General features: G+C 41.8%; 21 protein-coding genes. 5 read left to right on the forward strand and 16 right to left on the reverse strand.

Annotation, left to right across the window (positions count from 1 at the left end; translation table 11 throughout):
• From wecA (D9603_RS09175) to pssE, 3 genes are all read left to right on the forward strand, one after another.
• Window positions 1-846: UDP-N-acetylglucosamine--undecaprenyl-phosphate N-acetylglucosaminephosphotransferase (gene wecA / locus D9603_RS09175; protein ID WP_128731067.1), on the forward strand; the 846-nt coding region annotated here is incomplete at its 5' end.
• 2 nt (window positions 847-848) lie between these two features.
• Window positions 849-1,325 carry a PssD/Cps14F family polysaccharide biosynthesis glycosyltransferase gene (pssD, locus tag D9603_RS09180; protein WP_128731068.1) on the forward strand — a complete coding sequence of 159 codons (477 nt, stop codon included), beginning with the start codon at window positions 849-851 and terminating at the stop codon, window positions 1,323-1,325.
• Window positions 1,322-1,768: a PssE/Cps14G family polysaccharide biosynthesis glycosyltransferase gene (gene pssE / locus D9603_RS09185; protein WP_128731069.1), complete on the forward strand. Its 447-nt coding sequence runs from the start codon at window positions 1,322-1,324 to the stop codon at window positions 1,766-1,768. Before pssD ends, pssE begins: the two co-directional genes overlap by 4 nt.
• A gap of 11 nt (window positions 1,769-1,779) precedes the next feature.
• Here the strand turns inward: pssE and D9603_RS09190 are convergent, their stop codons facing one another.
• From D9603_RS09190 to wecA (D9603_RS09200), 3 genes are read right to left on the reverse strand one after another with little or no spacing between them, the layout of a single operon-like run.
• Window positions 1,780-2,934: a glycosyltransferase gene (locus D9603_RS09190; RefSeq protein WP_128731070.1), complete on the reverse strand. Its 1,155-nt coding sequence runs from the start codon at window positions 2,932-2,934 to the stop codon at window positions 1,780-1,782.
• Window positions 2,909-4,192: an oligosaccharide flippase family protein gene (locus D9603_RS09195; RefSeq protein ID WP_128731071.1), complete on the reverse strand. Its 1,284-nt coding sequence runs from the start codon at window positions 4,190-4,192 to the stop codon at window positions 2,909-2,911. The genes D9603_RS09190 and D9603_RS09195 overlap by 26 nt, the downstream gene beginning before the upstream one ends.
• Window positions 4,193-4,232: 40 nt before the next feature.
• The gene (gene wecA, locus D9603_RS09200; RefSeq protein ID WP_128731072.1) at window positions 4,233-5,324 is read right to left on the reverse strand and encodes a UDP-N-acetylglucosamine--undecaprenyl-phosphate N-acetylglucosaminephosphotransferase; all 1,092 of its coding nucleotides are present in this window, start codon (window positions 5,322-5,324) and stop codon (window positions 4,233-4,235) included.
• Window positions 5,325-5,547: 223 nt separating this feature from the next.
• Between wecA (D9603_RS09200) and D9603_RS09205 the strand changes: the two genes are divergently transcribed.
• Together D9603_RS09205 and D9603_RS09210 are read left to right on the forward strand one after the other, a co-directional pair.
• Window positions 5,548-6,429, forward strand: a complete 882-nt coding sequence (locus D9603_RS09205) for a hypothetical protein (RefSeq protein WP_128731073.1) — start codon at window positions 5,548-5,550, stop codon at window positions 6,427-6,429.
• On the forward strand, window positions 6,426-7,685 hold the full coding sequence (locus D9603_RS09210; protein WP_128731074.1) for a flippase: 1,260 nt from the start codon (window positions 6,426-6,428) through the stop codon (window positions 7,683-7,685). Before D9603_RS09205 ends, D9603_RS09210 begins: the two co-directional genes overlap by 4 nt.
• 104 nt (window positions 7,686-7,789) lie before the next feature.
• Here D9603_RS09210 and D9603_RS09215 read toward each other — a convergent pair whose 3' ends face one another.
• From D9603_RS09215 to gspG, 13 genes are all read right to left on the reverse strand, one after another.
• Window positions 7,790-8,332 carry a hypothetical protein gene (locus D9603_RS09215; protein ID WP_128731075.1) on the reverse strand — a complete coding sequence of 181 codons (543 nt, stop codon included), beginning with the start codon at window positions 8,330-8,332 and terminating at the stop codon, window positions 7,790-7,792.
• Between the two features lie 157 nt (window positions 8,333-8,489).
• Entirely contained in the window at window positions 8,490-9,950 is a 1,461-nt protein-coding gene (locus D9603_RS09220; protein WP_128731076.1) for a hypothetical protein, read from the reverse strand.
• Window positions 9,951-10,251: 301 nt separating this feature from the next.
• Entirely contained in the window at window positions 10,252-12,348 is a 2,097-nt protein-coding gene (locus tag D9603_RS09225) for a secretin N-terminal domain-containing protein (RefSeq protein WP_128731077.1), read from the reverse strand.
• On the reverse strand, window positions 12,332-12,817 hold the full coding sequence (locus D9603_RS09230) for a hypothetical protein (RefSeq protein WP_128731078.1): 486 nt from the start codon (window positions 12,815-12,817) through the stop codon (window positions 12,332-12,334). Before D9603_RS09230 ends, D9603_RS09225 begins: the two co-directional genes overlap by 17 nt.
• The gene (locus D9603_RS09235) at window positions 12,814-13,368 is read right to left on the reverse strand and encodes a hypothetical protein (protein ID WP_128731079.1); all 555 of its coding nucleotides are present in this window, start codon (window positions 13,366-13,368) and stop codon (window positions 12,814-12,816) included. The genes D9603_RS09230 and D9603_RS09235 overlap by 4 nt, the downstream gene beginning before the upstream one ends.
• Before the next feature lie 12 nt (window positions 13,369-13,380).
• On the reverse strand, window positions 13,381-14,460 hold the full coding sequence (locus D9603_RS09240) for a hypothetical protein (protein ID WP_128731080.1): 1,080 nt from the start codon (window positions 14,458-14,460) through the stop codon (window positions 13,381-13,383).
• Between the two features lie 2 nt (window positions 14,461-14,462).
• Complete coding sequence (locus D9603_RS09245) at window positions 14,463-15,350, reverse strand: type II secretion system protein GspK (protein ID WP_128731081.1); 888 nt, start codon at window positions 15,348-15,350, stop codon at window positions 14,463-14,465.
• The gene (locus D9603_RS09250) at window positions 15,350-16,063 is read right to left on the reverse strand and encodes a prepilin-type N-terminal cleavage/methylation domain-containing protein (protein WP_161972733.1); all 714 of its coding nucleotides are present in this window, start codon (window positions 16,061-16,063) and stop codon (window positions 15,350-15,352) included. Before D9603_RS09250 ends, D9603_RS09245 begins: the two co-directional genes overlap by 1 nt.
• Window positions 16,060-16,473, reverse strand: a complete 414-nt coding sequence (locus D9603_RS09255) for a prepilin-type N-terminal cleavage/methylation domain-containing protein (protein WP_128731083.1) — start codon at window positions 16,471-16,473, stop codon at window positions 16,060-16,062. The genes D9603_RS09250 and D9603_RS09255 overlap by 4 nt, the downstream gene beginning before the upstream one ends.
• Window positions 16,463-16,873 carry a type II secretion system protein gene (locus tag D9603_RS09260; protein ID WP_128731084.1) on the reverse strand — a complete coding sequence of 137 codons (411 nt, stop codon included), beginning with the start codon at window positions 16,871-16,873 and terminating at the stop codon, window positions 16,463-16,465. Before D9603_RS09260 ends, D9603_RS09255 begins: the two co-directional genes overlap by 11 nt.
• Window positions 16,857-18,056, reverse strand: coding sequence for a type II secretion system F family protein (locus D9603_RS09265; RefSeq protein WP_128731085.1), 1,200 nt, complete (start codon window positions 18,054-18,056; stop codon window positions 16,857-16,859). The genes D9603_RS09260 and D9603_RS09265 overlap by 17 nt, the downstream gene beginning before the upstream one ends.
• Window positions 18,056-19,714, reverse strand: coding sequence for a GspE/PulE family protein (locus D9603_RS09270; RefSeq protein ID WP_194086962.1), 1,659 nt, complete (start codon window positions 19,712-19,714; stop codon window positions 18,056-18,058). The genes D9603_RS09265 and D9603_RS09270 overlap by 1 nt, the downstream gene beginning before the upstream one ends.
• Window positions 19,714-20,109, reverse strand: a complete 396-nt coding sequence (gene gspG, locus D9603_RS09275) for a type II secretion system major pseudopilin GspG (protein WP_128731087.1) — start codon at window positions 20,107-20,109, stop codon at window positions 19,714-19,716. Before gspG ends, D9603_RS09270 begins: the two co-directional genes overlap by 1 nt.
• Window positions 20,110-20,154 lie beyond the last annotated feature (45 nt).

A 20,154-nucleotide genomic window follows, 5' to 3' on the forward strand; every position in this document is an offset into this window, starting at 1 on the left:
TTTTTATTGCTAATTGGTGTGTGGGATGACTTAAAAGACTTAAGTTTCAAACTCAGGTTACTCATACAAGCCATAATGTCTCTTGTGATGATGTTAAGTGCAGAGCTAATCTTAATTGATCTTGGGCAGCTTATCGCTCCTATTGAGCTCAACATCCCGTATCTTGGCTATTTACTGACTTTTATCGCTGTAATTGGTGCAATCAACGCTTTTAACATGGTAGATGGTATTGATGGTTTATTAGGAGGCATGGCAACAGTGACATTCGGCGCAATGTCTGTACTGTTTTTTATGTCTGGGCATACCCAGCTATTGTCATTTTGCTTTGTTGTTGTAATAGCAACTATTCCTTATATATTGATGAACGTTGGTGTGCCATTTGGCCAACGCTTTAAAGTTTTTATGGGTGATGCAGGCAGCACAGTTATAGGCTTTTCTGTAGTCTGGATGTTAATTGAAGGCTCTCAAGGTGAGCAGCGTTCATTTAGTGCTGTAACCGGATTATGGATAGCGGCAATCCCTATCATGGATGCGCTCTCTACTATAATGAGACGGATCAAGAAGGGGCAATCTCCCTTTATGCCTGACAGGGAGCACCTTCACCATATCATGATGCGTTTAGGGCTTTCATCTAGGCAAGCGCTACTGACAATCTGTAGCATTGCCTTACTATTTGCCGCAGTTGGGGTCATCGCTGAGTCACTGGATATTCCAGATTATGTGATGTTTTGGAGCTTTATTGCTGCAAATCTCGTATACTTCTATGTGATGAGCCGCATTTGGCGGATCACCGTAAAAATACGTAAGTATTTTGGGATCACTACAAAATTAAGTAAAAAGCAGTAACTATGTCGAAACAAAAGGTTGTCATCCTTGCCTATGGTGAAGGTGGGCATAAAAAAGAAATGAGTCTACTTTTCCAACACCTTATTGACTCCAACCTAACTTTTATCTCTTTGGGCCCTTCTGCTCTTCACCAAGGTGTAGAACATTATACCCTCGGTGATGTACGCCACAAACAAAACCGTATTAAATCTATCGGCATGGCCATGTATGGAGCGATGAAAGCGATAGTTACGACCTTAAAAGTCTGTCGTCAATATCGCGTAAGCGGGATCATTTCGACAGGGCCAGGCATAGCTATACTGCCTTCTTTACTACTTCGGCTACAAGGTAAAAAAGTTGTATTTATTGAAACCTTTTGCCGCTTCTATACCCGCTCTTTCACCGGAAAATTAATGTCTAAGCTGAGTAATGAATTTTGGGTACAGAATAAAGAGCAGCTCCGTCTATACAAAAATGCAAGATACTGCGGCAGACTATGAATATTTTAGTAACCGTTGGCTCTTCTTCGTTCGATAGCCTAATAAAAGACGTTGATAATACAGTGAAATCATATCCACACTGTCACGCAACATTTCAAATAGGTAGTGGTAGCTATACCCCAGTTAATGGCGAATATTTTAGCTTTGCCGAGCGTTTTTCGGAATGCTTAGCTAATGCAGATCTTATTATTACCCACGCAGGTGCAGGTACGGTATTTGAGCTGCTGGAGATGGGGAAAAAATGTATCGTAGTACCCAATGTAGAAAGAGTTGATAAACATCAGTCAGACTTGGCACAGTATATTACCGAGCATAACTTTGCTTTGGTTTGCCATAATACCAGGCATATTGCACAACTGATCGAACAAGCTCCTAACTACCAGCCTAACACCTATAGAAAAGAGCCATTCTTGCTGGCTGACGAATTAATTCAGCTTTTCTAACACGAGTGATGCTACTTTTCTGATACAAGTTGGTTAAACAGCGTTAAGATAGCTGATGTATTCGTCTGAGATGAAAATAGCGCACCAACTTTGTCACGCTCAAAAGGAGAAAGACAAGCTTGACGGTCAAATAATTGCCCAACCGCTGTTGCTATCGCGCTGGCGTCTTTTTGTGGTACCACAGCAACGGCATCGGTGTCTGTAAGTGTTGCAAGCTCGGTAAGCCCACCACAGTCAGACACCACGGTAGCCAACCCCACTGCCATCGCCTCTAGCGCAGCAACACCAAATGACTCCTCTTGAAACGTAATTTCATCTCTAATTGAGGGCTGCACATATACATTATGTGAGCCCAGTAATTTTGGTAGCTGAGCGTGCTGAACTTGCTCTATAAATGTAATTTTTTGGTCGATATTGAGCGCTTCTGCCTGGGCTTTTAACTGGCTTTCAAGCTCACCGCCCCCCACAAGCGTAAGCATTGCATTAGGGTAGCGATTTAGTAATAAAGAAAAGGCATCAATTAAAAAAGTATGCCCTTTACAGCCAATAAAGCGCCCAACAGAAATAATCCTTAACTCATCAAGCGCTTTTTTTTGCTGCTCCGCCAAAAATATAGGATTAAATGCGTTGTGTACTACGCTTATCTTATTCTCTGGCGTGCCTAAGTTAAGCATACATTTTTGCTTTAAAAATGCAGATGGCACAGTCCATTTGATAAAAGGCTTTTTACCCGCCTCTTCCAGCACTGCGCGATACTTAGGACGGATCAAGGGTTCACTGTTAACATCTGAACCATGTAAGGATGCCAAAGTGGGAATATTAAAACCCAGTTTGTCATTAACATGCATCCATGTCTTCACAGCATTACCCGTATGACAATGGATCACATCAGGTTTAAATTCTTCTATCACACGTGCCCATGTTTTATAGTCAATCATAAAGGGAAGTAACTGCAAACGTAAAGCAAAGGCCTGTGTAATACGTGGATTAATAATAGACTTGATAGGTGCGGTATATACCTTATCAAAAGGTCGGCTGTGTACATTCAAGCGCTTGGCTGTCAGTACCGCAGACTCAACCCCACTGCGTTCTAGTGCAACGACTTGATCATAAATAAAAGTCTCTGTCGTAACAGAAAAGCTAGGTATGTAATGTAGTACTTTCATCCATTTCTCGTGCAAGTCTGGTTAAAATGAGCGGTAATTTGCATATAATGGTCAATACATATTGTATAAATATTGCGATTACGATGCCCCACAGTCCAATTTGCGGCCCTAGCAGAAGAATACCTGCACACAATACCAAATTGGAAAATAGCGTAATTATAAATAAGCGTTTCACATAACCTAATGCCAAAAATATTGGGTGTACGGGGGTAAATGCGGTGGCAATAGCGTGAATAAGCAAAAATGTGATGATGTGCCATTTATACGCTAATAACTCCTCAGAGAACATCACCGGGATCCAGTATTCTGTAGAAACACTTGCCAGCACCACTACGACTAATGAAGGAATCAACAACAAGGTAATAATTTTTAGCATCGCGCCCTTAACCTTGCTGTACTCTTTGCTTGCTAGCAGTGTATTAACTTCGGGGTATAAAACTTGATTAAGCGGAGCTGTTACCTTTGTTGAAATAGTGGCAATTTGTTTGATCACTCGATACGCACCTGCTGCACTCACAGATACCACCGCACCAACTAGGATATTATCTAGTTGCTTGACCGGTATGTCGGCAAGTGCTGTCATATGCACTGTAAAATTAAACTTGTTAAACTCTTTTTTACGGGCATTTGAAAGCATAACATTGTTGTCTTTACGCGCTTTAAACAACGAAAGTGTATAAGGCAAACATAGCCATTGAATAAATACAACACCAAGCCCAAGCGTTAGCAGGTAACTAGCAACATAGTAGTCAACACCTAACGCCAACCAAAAGCCCACAAGTACACAAACAAAAAATAGTACAGCACTTATCACATTTTGTAATGCAAGGGCTTTATAGCGCTCCTGATAGCGTAAAATACCAATAGCAACACTGGTTTGATTAATCAAGATATAAAGAGCACACCACTGTAAAAGCTCAGTATATTCACTGAGCTTAAAGCTTTCGGTGTAAAGTGGGGCGATTAGAATAGCTAGCACAGTGCCAAGCACTGCGCATATTAAGTCATATTTTAATGTTGAAGTAAGCAGCCCTGCTTGGTCTGTTTCAAGGCTGAAATACCGGATCAGCCCTTGCCAAGCTTGTGGGTTGAAACACAAGCTAATCACAAGAATATACGCTTGCAATAAGGTCACCTGACCAAAAGACTCAACGCCAAGCGCTTTTAAAGAAATAGCGACAGATAAAAAATTAAGTACAGAAGCAAACAAGTTACCGCTGAGCAATACACCAGCTTGTCGGATAAGTTTATTCAGCATCACAATATCGTTTTTTATAAAAAGCAAATAGATAAGCGCATTAGCCTACGCGCTCTTCACTTTCGTTTGCCTCTTGCTTTTTAGAGATACCAAAAAACTTCCGCACCAGTACGGTAATTTTCCAGATGTTTACCATAATTTGATTGTAAACTAGCTGGCAAAAAATAAACCCATAAAACATCACGTAATCTGGAACGTCGTAAAGCTGCCCAAAGATACCGACTAGCGCAAAAAGACTCGCGATTGAGCAGATGACTAATAAAGTCATTTTAGGGCCCACACCTAGTCTTTGTAGAATATGATGTAGATGCTCACGGTCGGGTTTAAAAGGTGATTGGCCTTTTTTGATACGCCTCATAATTGTAGAAACCGCATCCATAATTGGAATAGCCGCAATCCATAGTGCCGTAACAGGGTCTATCGCAACCACGCTACCTTGAGAGCCTTCGAGCAATAACCACACAACAGTAAACCCGATAACGGTGCTACCAGCATCGCCCATAAATACTTTAAACCGTCGACCTAAAGGGATCCCTAAATTCATCAAAATATAGGGTAAAGTGGCAACAACAATAGCGATAGTAAAAGCAAACAGCTCAGTGAGCCCAGCTAAGTAAAATAGCACCGCCATCGAACTAAAAGAAACGGTAGCGAGACCACCTAGCAGCCCGTCAATGCCATCTACCATGTTAAATGCATTGATAGCACCAACCACAGCAATGACCGTAGCTACTATGCCAAACATACCAATATTGAGTTCAAATGGCCCCAGCAAAGTACCAACTTGTGAGAGCATTAAATCAGCAAAGAAAATCATGGCAAATGCCACACCGGCCTGCACTACAAGCCTCAATTTAAATGACACATCAATTAGGTCATCAATCACGCCAATCACTAGCAAGCTTACAGCGCAAATAAGATATACCCCAACATTGGTCATGCCATTGCCTGATAGCCATAAGTAACAACACACAATCACAAATATTGCTACACCACCAACTAAAGGGATCCGCCCTTTATGGTTTTTCCGCTCGTTGGGGGTATCGACGAGATTGATTATTTTTGCCAGTTTTCTAAATATGAACAAGCTAAGAAAAGCTGCAAAAAAAATGATAATGTTACTTAATACCACTTAAAATTGACCTATGTGAGAATTATTCATTAATAGCCGAAAGATTCGACCAGAGGCGCATTATATATCAAGCGCTTTTCAGAGTCACTTCCGCTTAAACTCTCAAATTTTATACAATAGCACAAGCTAATCGCAAGATAACAGCCACTGTACCATGTCGTTTTGTTTCTGTGCGACGTCTTAAATGCTAGAATATTGAAAAATCTAAATTTGCTAATCCACTATGCTGAAACAGCTCGTCAAAAGCTTAGCCAGCCAACTTGGCTATCACATTACTGTAACCCCTATTACCAACACCCCAGTTGCAAAGCGTGCCGCGTATATTCATATTGGTAAATGTGGTGGCAGCGCTATAGACAACGCGCTTCGTAAAGCACTTGCAACCCCAGAAGATGCTAGGTTGTGCCGAGACACCAGTATAGCAGCAAGTATGACCAACTTTGGACAAGCCCTCGACTCTCTTGATAGCCAGTGCCGCTTTAGCGAGCACCACCTCATCCAGCTACAAGGCCTGTTACGATACTTTTTATCTCTTGAACGACATTATGTTAGTGGTCACTGGGGAGTGAATCACGATATCTTAAGCACCTATAGCGACGTACACTTTATTACGATGTTGAGAGATCCAATTGCTCGGCTTAAATCAAATTATATCTTTAACAAGCTCACAAACAATTTACCTGTGATGCCTCCCAATAATTTTAGTAACGATGACTTAATTGCCGAAGCAAATACCATACTTTTTAGTACCAGAGGATGGCAAATGGCCAATACCCAAAGTGCTTTTATTTGTGGCCGCTACCCTGCCACACCTGATGAGGCAAAGGCGCAGCATACTAGATTTATTGAAAACCTCGCTTGCTTTGGCCTAGTTGGCTTTTTAGATAACCTTAACGCGTTTAGTGACAAGTTCACCCAACAATTTAATCGTCCACTTGACATTAAAGTACACAATGCGACTGAGTCTCAAATAAGCCATGAAACCCAAAAAGTAGTAGATACACTGCAAGAATATTTTAGCTCCAAAGAAATAAAAACACACCTTGCTAAGCTCTGTGAACAAGAGCTTAAGAACATAGACGTAGCTAGAGAGCGCTTTGGGTGAGACGAAAGCTCTTTATAAATAGCGCACTATTAATCATTGAGCGCTTTGTTGTACTGTTTTTTAGCTTTGCAAGCGCACTGCTTATGGCCAGATATGCGGGTACAGAGCTATTTGGGCGATTTTCAACCATTGTAGCATTCGGTTCGCTGTTTCTTGTGTTTACCCAAATGGGGCTAAACAATATAAGTAGCAAATATTTTACTCTATACCCTCATAACAGCGCTTTCTACTTAAATGCTTCACTGCTGGTGCGGTTTATATTTGCAGTGCTTATTATTCCTATCGCCTATGTATTGGGGTGGCTCACTCTAACCCCGACAGATGCTTATTTAGTTGCTTTACTCGTGGCGCTACAAGTAGGCAATGCAGCGACCGTTATTGAGTTTTTCTTTATCGCTAAGCAATCCATCACTGCTACACTTGTCCCAAGGGTAGTCATCAAAGTGGCGTGTAAAATTGCACTACTGGTGGCAATTATACTTGAGCTGCCAATCGCACTTTGGATAATACTCACAGGCCTTGAATATATTTTGCTGGCGCTGGCTTATTTACTGTTACTTAAACGACAGCCCCCTGCTAAACAAGAGAGACTCAACACCGCACCTAGACTACAACGTGGGGCACGGTTATTGCTTCAGCGCGGAAAATGGCTGCTGCTTTCAAGCCTTGCAGCGGTGCTCTACTTAAAAATTGACCAAATTATGCTAGCCAGTTTAGTAGATACCCAAGCGGTAGCGCATTACGCCGCAGCGGCTAAGTTATCCGAGTTTTGGTATGTGTTACCAATGCTGGTTGCTAATGTATTTATGCCAAAATTAGTAAGCTTATATCGCGCTCAACCAAAACTTTACTGGCAACTACAAAGGCACAGCTACTTATATTCCAGCATCGCAGCAATCATCGTCATCGCACTCACTCTTTGGCTTGCCGAGCCTGTCGTTTTACTACTGTTTGGAGAGGCTTATCACAGCAGTATTTTGATTTTGCAAATACATATCTTTGGTTGTTTATTTATTTTTAGCCGAGCTTTTATGAGCCGATGGCTCATTTTATCTAATAACCACAAGTTAAGTTTGCATAGCCACCTAATAGGAGCCATTGTGAATATAGTACTAAATGCGGTATTGATACCACAATATGGTGGTGTTGGTGCAGCCATTTCGAGTGTGGTGGCCTATGGCATGGCAAGTATTGGCTTTATGGTGTTTTATCGTAGTACTAGAACTTATTTGGCTACACTGGTTAAAGTAAGTTAACGACGCTTGTACAGCCAAGTAATCTCCGCTCTTTTTGTTATCTGTTGTGGTTATCGCCAAGCTCAGCTCTGAAGATAACCACTGCAGCTATCACAAGAATAGTATTAACGATTAATGGTGTGGATCAGGTGCTTATACTGCTCTACAATTTGTGGAGCAATGATTTCGTTACCACTCACAGAGACCGTCAATGCCGTGTTGGCGTCAAAGTCTAACCAAGTGATATTGCGAATAAACTGTTTATTACCGCTCACATCTGCGGTCAAGGTGTACTCTTGGTGAGCTTGTTTCCCTTGATAAACCGCATCGTCTTCTCCCACTAATGTCAGCTCGATATCTTTAGCATTTTGTTGTACAAACCCTTTGGCAATGGCATTCATAAGACCATACCACTCTTCTTTTGAGCCCGTGTATTTTACTCCCTCCATTTTTTGACAAGTAATATTGGTGGCAAGCACAGCAGAGTGCGGACTAATCGTTTTTGTGGTGAGCCACTGCTCAATATACATACGCTTGTCTTTAGCAAAAGGGATGGTTTGCTTTTTACCAGCTTGGCTGGTTAACGCCTCAGGTAATGCACATAAATTTGCCCAAGCAACAGGCGAAAAACACAGCAAGCACGCAATGGCCGTTTTTAATCTACGCATTAAAGGCTCCTTAAAATAATAAACTCGATAAGGACTTGATTGTAATAGGCAAGGGGGATGTTGAAAAGAGGAAAAGATGGCTTTACACGACTATGGAAACGACAGGCATAAAAAACCCAGCCTAAGCTGGGTTTTTTTGCATTAAATAATTAAATTATTATTTGATGCCTTTTTGCTGAGAAGTTACTAGAGACTGACGACCTAGACCAACTTTCTCGCTGAACGCGTACGCATTTACTTTACCGTCATCAGCATCGATGTTGAAAGTAACGCTTAGCTTAGAACCAGCAGGTACTGTGTTACCTTTGCTGTCTTTAAGTGCAGCCATAAGAGTAACTTGGCTTACTTTAGTTGTGCTGTACTTAGCAAGGTCAGCTAGTGAGCCTGAGTACTGAACACCTGCACCGTCGATAGCAGTTACGTTTACATCAACAGCTGCACCGCTTTCGTTAGCAAAGTTAACTTGAGAGTTAACGCCTTCAAAACCTACTGGGAAGTAAGGAACATTGATGATAGTTGCATCAAGTACCCATTGACCAGCGTTTGTGTTAGCTGCAAGTACATTTGTGTCAGCGATAGTACCAGCACCGTCAAAGTCTACATCACCTTTGATAGTGAAAGAAGTTGCCTTGATAGTAATTGGAGTGCCTGCACCCGTACGAGTAGCATTGTCAATTCTAAGAGTGAATGTACCAGCGATGCCGTCGTCTTGCGCAGCTGTATCTACAACAGTTACTGTTGCAGACTTCTTGTCACCTGCTAGAGCTACTGCAAGATCAGCGTTAACGAAATCAGCACCTGCGTCAGCAGTAACAGCAAAATCACCAACTACTAGGTCAGAGAAATCACCTGTGATTACGAAATCAGCAGAAACGTTTGCACCAGTAGCAGCAGCGATGTAGCTTGCATTATCAGTGATACCTACTTTAAGAGTATCAGCGTTGTCGTCACCAGTAACGTTACCAGAGATGAACGATAGTTGATCTTCACGCTCGATTACGCCGTCTAGCAAAGTAGAAACTTTAGCTGAATACTGAGTTCCAAACTTAAGGAATGAACCTGTGTTGTCGCCAGTAGTATCTTTAGGAGTTCCGTCTTGCCACTTAGTAGCGCTATAAGTTACAGTCGCGTTAGCTGTAGTAGCTTTTGAATCAAAAAGAAGTACGTCAGGAATGACTTCGAAAGACTCGTCTTTTTCGATAGTGAAACCTGTTTTAACTTCAAGAACGACAACGCCGTTTTTAACGTCACGTAGAGAAGTAACTTCTTCTAGTTCGTAAGTACCAGAACCAGTATTAATACCTAAAATACGTGCAGGTACACCAGTTGTAGGAAGAGGAGTACCAGTATTGCTGTTATAAAGGTTAACACCCGCGAAACCACCAGTAGGTTCGAAATCAAGACCAGCACCGAATTGTAGCTTGATTCTGTCACCAGCTTCAAGCTTTTCACGTACGATAACACGAACGCCAGGATCTTGGCTTGTTAGTGTAGCAAGGTTACCTACTGAAAAACCTTCTGATGAAGTGAATTGAGTAGCGTCAGATACGTCAGCAGCCTGAGCGCCGATAGCACCAAAAATAGCCGTAGCTACAAGCGCTTTTTTGAATAGTTTCATTATTTCCATTCTCCTAGTTTCATGAAACAGGCTTATTGATTAGGAAGGGTCAATAAGCCAAGAACTTTTTATATTTTTAATCGACTTCCATCGAATGGTGTCAATCTAAGTATAACTTGTCTAGATGTCAAGTTTTACCCTATTAAATATCACAGTTTTTGGTACTAATGCAGTGACTATTCTTTTCATATTTACCGCGATTTAGCACCAAATGAAATTGTAATTTTCTTTTACCCACGAGCTTTTCCTTTAGGGTCAAAGAAACTAGCTTAAATTAACCATAATTTGTTGGATAATCAAGCTAAAATACCAAATTTTCTAAACCTTTTTTAAAACTTTGTTCAACTTTTCGCCAGTCATCACGATTATTGATGATTTTTGGGGTTACCAGTACCACAAGCTCGGTTTTATCTGTGCTGCTTTCATCACTTCTAAATAGGTGACCCAGCACAGGAAGTGACCCTAACAAAGGAATAGACGTTGCCCCTTTGGAGTTATTTTGGCTAATTAACCCACCTAATAATACAGTTTGACCATCACCGGCCACAACCTCAGTACTTAGGCTGCGCTCAAAAATAGCGGGCGTTTCTAAAATACCGGCAGCTTCTTTATTAACCGATGAAATACTTTGCTCTATGGTCATAATGACCGTGCCTTGGGCATTAATAGTCGGTGTTACATTTAACTTAACCCCAGTTTTGCGATACTGAATGGTTGTTGTTTCACGGTCAGTATTGCCCAAAGGGTCAATGGTGGTGCTGCCTTTTGTAGGTATATCATCACCTACACTAATATTCGCTGCCACACCATCTCTTACTAAAAGGGTTGGTCGTGATAGCACGTTAACCAAACCGTTCGACTGATTGAGGTTAACTTTAATGCTGCCAGGCATGCCTACAATAGAGTAGTTAAAGCCATCTTTTGAGCTAAATTTAAACTCCTCTGTGGTAGTCGTTGAGTCGCCACTTTTCAGGGCATATTGCACCCCTTTAGAAAATCCGCCCGTCAACTTAACCTCAGCAATAACCACTTCCATCATCACCTGTTTTGGCATGATGTCCAGCTGCTTTAAAATTGGCTGAAGCTCCTGATAGTATTGCCCTGTAGAGTAAAAAATCAATGCGTTGGCGCGCTGGTCAACCACCATTTTAATGCCATCGCTCTCTACGGCAAAACTACCACTCTCGGCACTGCTACGTGTTCGATTACTTTGTGTAGCAGAGCTTGAGGTATTACCACTGGTACTTGCACGTGTTTCAGAGCGGGCATTATTACCGCTGTTTGTTGCAAAATTATTACCACCGAGCAAAGGTGCTAGGCTTTGCCCTAAATCACTTGCCCGTGCATATTTAGGGTGATAGATGTAAAAGCTTTGCTCAGAGCCTGTGGCCGGTTTATCAAGCTGTTTAGCCCAATATTCAACACGGTCAATAATTTCATCAGCGGTAGCAAACACCACCACTTTACCTAAATGTTCTATCGGAACAAATTGGATACTGGCTGAGCTTCTTGCCCCACTGTTTACGGGCACCCCTTCATTTTCCAAAATTTCGCTGACTTTCTCTATAAAGGTTTGCGAGTCAATGTAGGTAAAGCTCATCAGCGCAATCGCTTTGTTACTCAGTGCTGGGCTGTCGATGAGCGCAAGTAGCTCTAGCGCACGTATAATCTGTTCACGCTTACCAATCACCGTCATCATCCCTTGCGCGGGGTCAATCGCAATTTGCGCATCAACCAAACCTGCAACTGAATTCCTAAGCCCAGTTGATACTCCATATTTTATCGGTACCAGCTGGATAATATCACTCGACACATTTGGTACAGAGGCAGCGGTACGACCAAAGCCAAAGGCTCTTTCTGATTTACTTCCTGACTTTTCAAACGGGTAAACGTAGAACACCCCATCGTTTAACACAATATCAATATTATTTTGTGCTAACACCTCTTGAATAAGTTGAAATAATCGCTTTGCGCCCACTTCGGTTTTTAGCTCTAGCGTTACCGGCGTGGTTTTTGCTTTTACACTCGGCTCTATCAGGTAAGAAACATCTAGTAACTCACCAAGCACATAATGAATAAAGTCATTCAGTGGTAACGCATCCACTGAGACTTGATATTTATCCGTTCCATTAAACTGGGCTGATAGATCAATTTCGAGTTTTAGATTTTGTTTGCGATCAGCCAAGCGATTCAAGTACTCAAAACCGCCTTCTTGAGTGGCATTTTCAGTGTTTACAGGCGTTTTCGACGTAGCGCCTGCGGCCTCTTCTTCTAAGTATGAGCGCTGAACATTGACTTGCTTTGCAGATGTTGGGCTATTTGGCGCAACCACACTTTGACAGCCAGATAGTGCCAGTAGCACTGACGCAATCGGGGCGACTCTAATTAACTTGTTCATTTTTATGCCACTTAAAAAGTTTAAATTCTTTGCTTTGATCTGCACTACTAAGCACTACACTGTTTGCAGAAATACTCGTCACTTTAATTTCATCGATCACCACTTGGTTGACACCAGATTTGATTAACGCGCCTGATTCTGGCTTCAGTAGCACAAAGCTTTCAGCTTGTTGCTTAAACACCCCAATCAACTCAAATGAGTGGTTTCCGATACTAATTAAATTTTTATTTTGCTTCGCTGTTGGCTTAGCCTGTTCTTGTGCTGCTAATTCTTGTTGCTTTTTTTGTGCAGCGAGTGCTTGCTGCCATGTTTGTTCCAGCACACCAACTTCAAGCCTAGAAAAAGCGTGAAGTGATGTTGTGGTGTCTGGTGTTTGATGTGAAAGCCCGTCACCGGCTTCTGTCAACCACTGCTGAGAGGCAAACCATAGCACCACGGCTAAACACAGTGTGATTATCACTTTATTCATTTGCCTTGTACCTTACGCCATGACTTTACTGTTAATTCTGCTTCTAAGCGCTCTGAAAACTTTCCATACCACCCTCTTGCACCATACGCATATCGCTCTATGCGTAGCGCTGGGGTATTTGACTCAATTAGTCTCACTGTTTTTGCTAAACATAAAGGACTGCCGCTAAAATCTACTTTTATGCTTTTACTTTGTACATATGCTGATACCTGTGCAGCCTCTTCCCAGTCTACAACATTGAGTGTACAGCCAGCGTTTGACAAAATTTCTTCCAACGTATTTTGTACCGCAAGCTTGTACTCCCCCTCGCTAACTTGGCTAAAAAGCAGTGCATTAGCTTTAGAACTTTCTTGATTCAACTGGCTAAACTTAGCCTCTAATTCATCGCGGTTGGCAACCAGTGCCAGGGCTTTTTCTGTGCGTTTTTTTGATAAGGCCAAGGTTTCTTTTTGTTCTTGGTAAAGCAACCATAACGGATCGGTAATATACGTAGCTCCCAAAATCACCACGATAAAAATTAAATAATGTTTATACTTAATGAGTTCTTTCATTTTAGCGTTCGCTTAATTCAAAGTGATGTTTAGATTAAACTTGTCTGTATCACCACTTTTACTCACCGCTCCAGTAAATTGGGCACTTTGTACTAGCGGATGCTGGTTGAGTTTTGCCAGCATTTTACCTGAATTTTTTACTTCGCCATCAACAACAACTGCATTGTTTTCATAGCGGAGGAAGTTAAATTTAACTTCCTCTTCTACCAATAGTGCTAACAACTGCCAATGGTGATAGGCCAGAGGTTTACTTAGGATCTGCTCGTTCACTTCAGCTATCACCGCACTCATCTGTGTGATGTTGTTTGAGGTTGCCAAAATCGTTTTAATTTCATCGCTCGCAGCCAAAGCTACTGCTTCATTTTTATTGAGCTGATACAACTGCATGCCAACAGCGCCACCAAGTAAAAGAGTAAGGGTAACTAAAGGAGCAATATACAATGCGTGTAGCTTATTTGCATTCACCTTGCCTTGGGTGCAAACGGCAGAGGCTCGAAGTAGCTCAAGTAATGATTTATTTACTCCTATTTGCCCTATCGCTTTTGCATAATCAGATAAAGTAAGCGTTTGATCGTTAACATCATCAGGCAGTCCAACACTGTGTTTAAAAGCCTCAATAGAGCGAATTAAACCAGCTTGGTACAAGCAATGTAATGAACCTGACATATAACTATAAAGTGTACCACTTGGCGTTTCTACACTTAGTAGTTGTTTTGGATATAACGTTCCGAGCAAAAAGCTCTCCGGTATCAGTAACCACGCATTTTTTAATGTTTCGGCCGAAACTGAGAATACCGTTTTGTGCACTTCAAATGCGTCTTGCTTCGCGTTCTCTATTACGCGATAACAAGTGGGCTGAGCTGCGTTTTTCTTTTCTAGAGTTAGAATGGCTTGTAATTCTTTGCGACTAATAGAGCTGTAGCTTTTTTTGGTCTCCACGCAGTGGTTACGCGCCACAATACAGATTGCACCAGGTTGCTTAGTTTCGCTAAACCCTGATGCCTTTACTGCATAGTGAGTACCATCAAAATAACTGAGTTTTCCAGTTAAGTAACTTGAAGCAGCTTGTTGTATTTTATTAATAATTTCCAAGTTTAATACCACACTATATTAGAAATTGTGAGTGACTTTTCTAGCGCTCTGGGATTGACCTTTAGACTCAGCTTTTTAGTTACTCTGACCCCATTTTTTGTAGCCGACAATTCTAACCTAATATGCTGCGAAGTGCCAAAAGTAACGTATTCGTCGTAGTCTATTCCCGTAATCTGATAAAAACGAAGGCCTGTTAGCTGACCTTGGTCGCGAGCTTGTATCACCTGTTGTATTTGATCATCATTCTGCAACAATGTTTCTAATACATCAACAGGTGCATTGAGCGGATTAAACCCTGAAATTCTTGCAAAACTAAGTGACTGAACGCTTTGAGCGTGATTAAAGCCTAGCTTTAAGTGCTCCATAATTGTCTTTAGCTCGTCAATGCTCTGCAAGTAGTCATTTCTAGGAGTAATACCATTTTTATAGTCCGCTTTTTCAGCCCCATTGAGATGTTTTAAATTATCTGCGTCTTTCCAATCTGCGATACTATCTACTAAGTGGTCAGTGAGGCTTGGCTCATCAAGGTGCTTTTCAAAATACCGAGTCAGCATAATGCGGCTGCCAGTATTGATATTCAGTAACCCTGATATATCTTGAAGTTTGACAGTCACATCACCCACTATGAAAGGTTGGCCATAAAAGTTCCAACTTTTAACAACCATGTTTTGCGCGTTAGGTTCTTGATAGCGGTTGTGTGATAGGAGTGCCGTCACAACCTGCGCCTGTGCATCTTCAAGTGCTAGTCTTAACATTACCTTATCATTGCCAATAGCAACTACTTGTGCCTGCTGCCTCAAGGTTTGCTGAATAAAAATACCCAACAACATTAGCACCCCAGAGATAATTAGCACTTGTACTAGTGCAATCCCACGCTGCTTGTTACTCATTAAAAGTTAGCTCCCGATCCACTGGAAACCACAAGCTCTGGTGCACTGTACAAAGGCAAAATAATGTCAGACTCTCTTGATGTTTGAGTCGCTTGCAGTTGCAACCTAATTTTGAGTGGACTCAGCCGCTTCTCTTTGGCGAGATAATTATCGAACCAGTGTTGATATTTACTGGTGTCTGTGATTAATAACTCGTCACCATCTTTACGAAATGCACTCGCATAGTCCTGCCAACCGTAGTAGCTGAACTTGGCAGATACCAAGTCATCAAAAATAATATAAGGCTCTGTAAACTCCAACTGCTTTACCTCCCAATGTAGCAGAGGTTGGGCGCCTATTTTGGCCTCGCTATATTGTAGCCTTGTTTTGCCGCTTTGCTGCGCAGTCACAACTTCTAATTTGGCTACGACATAGCCATGCGCGAAAAAGCCCCCTTGAGAGATAAATGTCATCGTTTGTGACGTGCCTGAAAATGCAATGAATGCTTCATTACCACGTTCTTTTTTTATCAGATAAGGCGCCATCCCTTGAAATAGCTCTACCAGTTTTACCTGAACAACGTCTTCTTTTGCATACTTCCAAAAATACTCAACACGCTTGTTCCATGCACCATTATATAAACTGTAGCTGTAGTAACCTGCGAACATAACTAAAGACAACAGCGTAGTTGCTATCATTAACTCAATCAGTGAAAAGCCTCGCTGACGCATCACTCCCATACCACCATATTAAATGAGAAAACCCGATCAGGCTGATTATTTGTACTCATCTCAACTTGGTACAATGTATAACGCTTCGGTTGCTCAAATGTATCTTCAATATCTCTTGGAGGAGCAAACCGCTCAACAACGTTGGCCCGCCAAACTATTGGCATTGAAAAGCTCTCGACTACACCTGTTACATATTCAGGCTTCGCTGCTTTATAAACCTTAGTGCGTAGTGCTTCTTTGACCATAGGGATGCCGCTATAAATTGCTTGATGCGTTCGGTTTGAATCTACTATTTTATCCGCGCTTAAGTTGCTTGCTGAAAATAGCTCAGCAACGATGGCGATTGACGAAAACAAAATCACCGCCGCAATAAGTACTTCAATAAGAGTAAAACCAGAGGACTTATTGACCATGTTCTAACACACTAGGAACGTCATAAAATCTAGGCTGCTCATTGATAAATACACCAAATGTTGCAGGTTGTATGGTTAATTTTTGACCAATATGAAATTGCTCCGCGACAAAAGTCAATGACTCGAACTCTATAACTTCTGGCTCTTCATCTGCTTCTGATGAAATAACCGCGGTATTGCCTACCAACTCCAATTTGGTGTCATAGCCAGAGTAAAATGACCGGTAGCCATATACTTTAAAAGCTTGCTTTACTCGCTCCAATTCAACCTGTCTTTTATTTTTCTCGAATGCTTGGATGACAAGCCCACCCGTTAAGCTCATCGCCACTCCCATAATGGCAAGGACTATCATTAACTCAATGAGTGAAAAGCCTTGACTGGATTTAGAGTGGAACATCATTAATAGACACCATACTTAACAGCATCGTGATAACAATACCGCCAACAAAGCCACCCATAAATAGCAACATGAGCGGCTCTAGCATTGTGGTAAATTTACTGATCACTTGCTCTAGGTCTGTACGTGAGCGATTTGCAACTTCATTAAATACTTTGGGTAGTTGCCCTGTCTCTTCACCCACTTTGATGATGGATAGAAAGAAGTCAGGAAATATCCGTGTTTTACTCAGTACACCCCCCAACTGTTTACCTGACTTTAGTTGTTTTAGCGCTTGTTTTGCGTCACGTTTAAAATCTGGGTGTTTTAATGTTTCAGCTGTTAGCGCAAGTGTAGTGTCTAGTTGCAGACCGGCTTCTAACATCATTGACATAGATTGGGCAAATCTAATCCTTTCAGAGGTAGTAATAATAGCGCCGATACCAGGGATTTTACTGGCTTGTACATATAGCCAATTTCTTGCCTCTGGCTGTTGTAGAGCGTAGCCACCTAAGACTAAACTCGTAATTGCACCACCAATAATAAACAACTGGTTATCAATAAAAAATTGGCTTACCCCGATGATCATTTGGGTGTACCACGGCGCTTGACTCAAGTCGGTAAAAATCCCTGACATTTTCGGTACAATAAATGTCAGCACAAAATACACAGCCATCAAACAGACAAAGAAAATCACACTTGGATAAGTAAGCGCGGTACTAACTTGTGATTTGAGATCTTTTTGAAATTTAAGATCAGCCGCTAAACGTTGCAACACTTCGGGTAAATTACCAGAGGTTTCACCAATTTTTAGCAGGCTAATATATAGCGGTCCAAACAGAGCTTCATGTTTGCCAAACGCTTGGCTGAGCGATTCCCCTTTTTTTATCGAGCTGGCAATTTGATTTAGCAGCCGCCCAAGTGCTGGATCGGAATTAGATTGACGAATAATATCAATCCCTTTGTCTACCCTTACCCCACTTTCGAGCAACAAGGAGAGTTCACTGGTGAAAAACTCCAGTTGATCGAGCGTCACTTTTTGCGTAAATAACCCAGAAAAAGAGGATGACTTAGCAATTGCCTTTATTTCTATCGGACTAAGCCCCTCTGCATTGAGGCGTTGCTGAGCTTGTGCTTGGTCGTTGGCTTCAATGGTTCCTTGATGGCGGGAACCATTGCTGTCTATTGCCTTGTACTCAAACTCCATTAGCCTGCAACCCTTAAGACTTCATCTATCGTGGTAACACCCGTGATCACCTTAAAGAGACCATCTTCAAGCAAGTCTCTTCTTTGTAGTTTTTTGTTATGCGCTTTGGCTTTTCCGATAAATTGGTCATTTTTAGGAATTGCTTTTATATCATCATCACAACGGAGGTATTCATTCACTGCAATACGTCCTTTAAAACCTGAATTATTACAGTGTTCACAGCCTTTGGGCTGTTTTAAGTTTAAGGTTTTTATACCCGCCATATCAGCTATTTCTTGTAGAGGGTACTTATTGATTAGTTCATCTGCATTTTCAGCAGGCTGTGCACAATGCGCACAGAGTCGACGCGCCAAACGCTGAGCAACCACTGATACCAGGGCTGCGTTTAATAAGAACTCTTCAACACCTAAGTCAAGTAGTCGAGTATAAGCACCCGCGGCATCGTTAGTATGTACTGTACTAAATACTAAGTGACCAGTTAGCGCTGACTGAAGCGCAATTTGTGCCGTTTCTTTATCTCGGATCTCACCGACCATGATGATATCAGGGTCTTGTCGGACGATAGAGCGAAGACCTGCGGCAAAATCAAACCCTATCTCAGGGTTTACTTGTACTTGGTTAATACCTTCAAGCTGGTATTCTACCGGATCTTCTAACGTAATAATTTTTACGTCTTCGGTGTTTAGCTCATTAAGAAAGGTATACAACGTAGTGGTTTTACCTGAGCCTGTAGGACCGGTCAGTAAGATCACACCCGTGGTCTTTTTCAAGTCTTGATTGATTAGCCCTTGAGTATCCTCTGACAAACCAAGCACAGACATATCATATCGAATAGAGTCTTTTCTCAGAAAACGTAAAACAATGCTTTCACCTTCATTCAACGGCAATGCTGATACACGAATATCTAATTCTTGATTGGCAATACGCATCTCTATCTTGCCATCCTGTGGACGACGTTTTTCAGCGATATCCATGCCCGATAAGATCTTAAGACGAGTGGTAATAGGTAACTGCATTTTCGGTGCTAATGAGTCAACCTCATGCAGTACACCATCAACTCGATATCGCACCCTAAAACGCCCTTTATATGGCTCAAGGTGCATGTCCGATGCGCCACGAGATAACGCTTTAGTAATCAATGAGTTCAACAGATTAACAGTCGGCGCTTCTGAAGCGAGTTCCCGCAGTCTTGCTTCTTCAGCTCCGGTGAGCTCATCTTCACTGAAGTTTGCTTCTGTTTGACTCTGAATTTCATAGAAGAAGCTTTGTAATTGCGCCTCAGTTGCAACTAATACAGTAATCGCTACATTTTGACGCATCAAATACTGCGACAGCTCTGTATCAAGAGGGTCTTTACAAGCAATGACCCAACTGTCGTTATCCGCAGATAACAAGACACAGTTAAGCTCTTTTAACTTTTCGTAACACTCAAACGCTACCGAGTCACTTGGCTGCCAGTTGGGGTAATGTGCAGGCTCAAATGTCTTATAACCAAGCAGAACTTGATATAAGGGAGGTAAATCATCTTCCGTTAAACACCCCATATTGATGAGGATATTCTCTAAACGTCCACCATATCTTTGTTGATAAGTTGCAGCTTTATCAATGTCCGAGTTTGATACTTTGAATGACTCACTCAGTAGCGATTTAATATCCATCATTTATGTACTACATCCTCACTTTCGCCTTCACCACCGGGCTTACCATCTAAGCCATAAGACAGGATGTCATAAGGGCGATTGTCACTGCCTGGCACGGTATACACATACGGTTTACCCCACGGGTCTAGTGGAATATCTTTTGGCAGATATGGACCATCCCAATTAGCTGCATTGCTGCGTCTTAACTCTTCTAGTGAAGATGGTACAGTGCCCATATCCAAACGATACGTATCGATCGCCGTTTCAAACATTTGCATCTGGGCTACAGCCGTTTTCTTTTTAGATGAACCGACTTTTGAGAATAACTTAGGTGCAACTAAGGAACCCAATAACCCTAGAATGATCAATACGATCAACAGTTCTATTAAGCTAAAACCTCTTGCTTTTTTCATCTTTAGTTCCTCTATCGTTGATGAGCTACATCTGCATTTATTGGT

It is taken from the genome of Pseudoalteromonas sp. PS5 (genome assembly GCF_004103255.1).
Lineage (GTDB): Bacteria > Pseudomonadota > Gammaproteobacteria > Enterobacterales > Alteromonadaceae > Pseudoalteromonas > Pseudoalteromonas peptidolytica.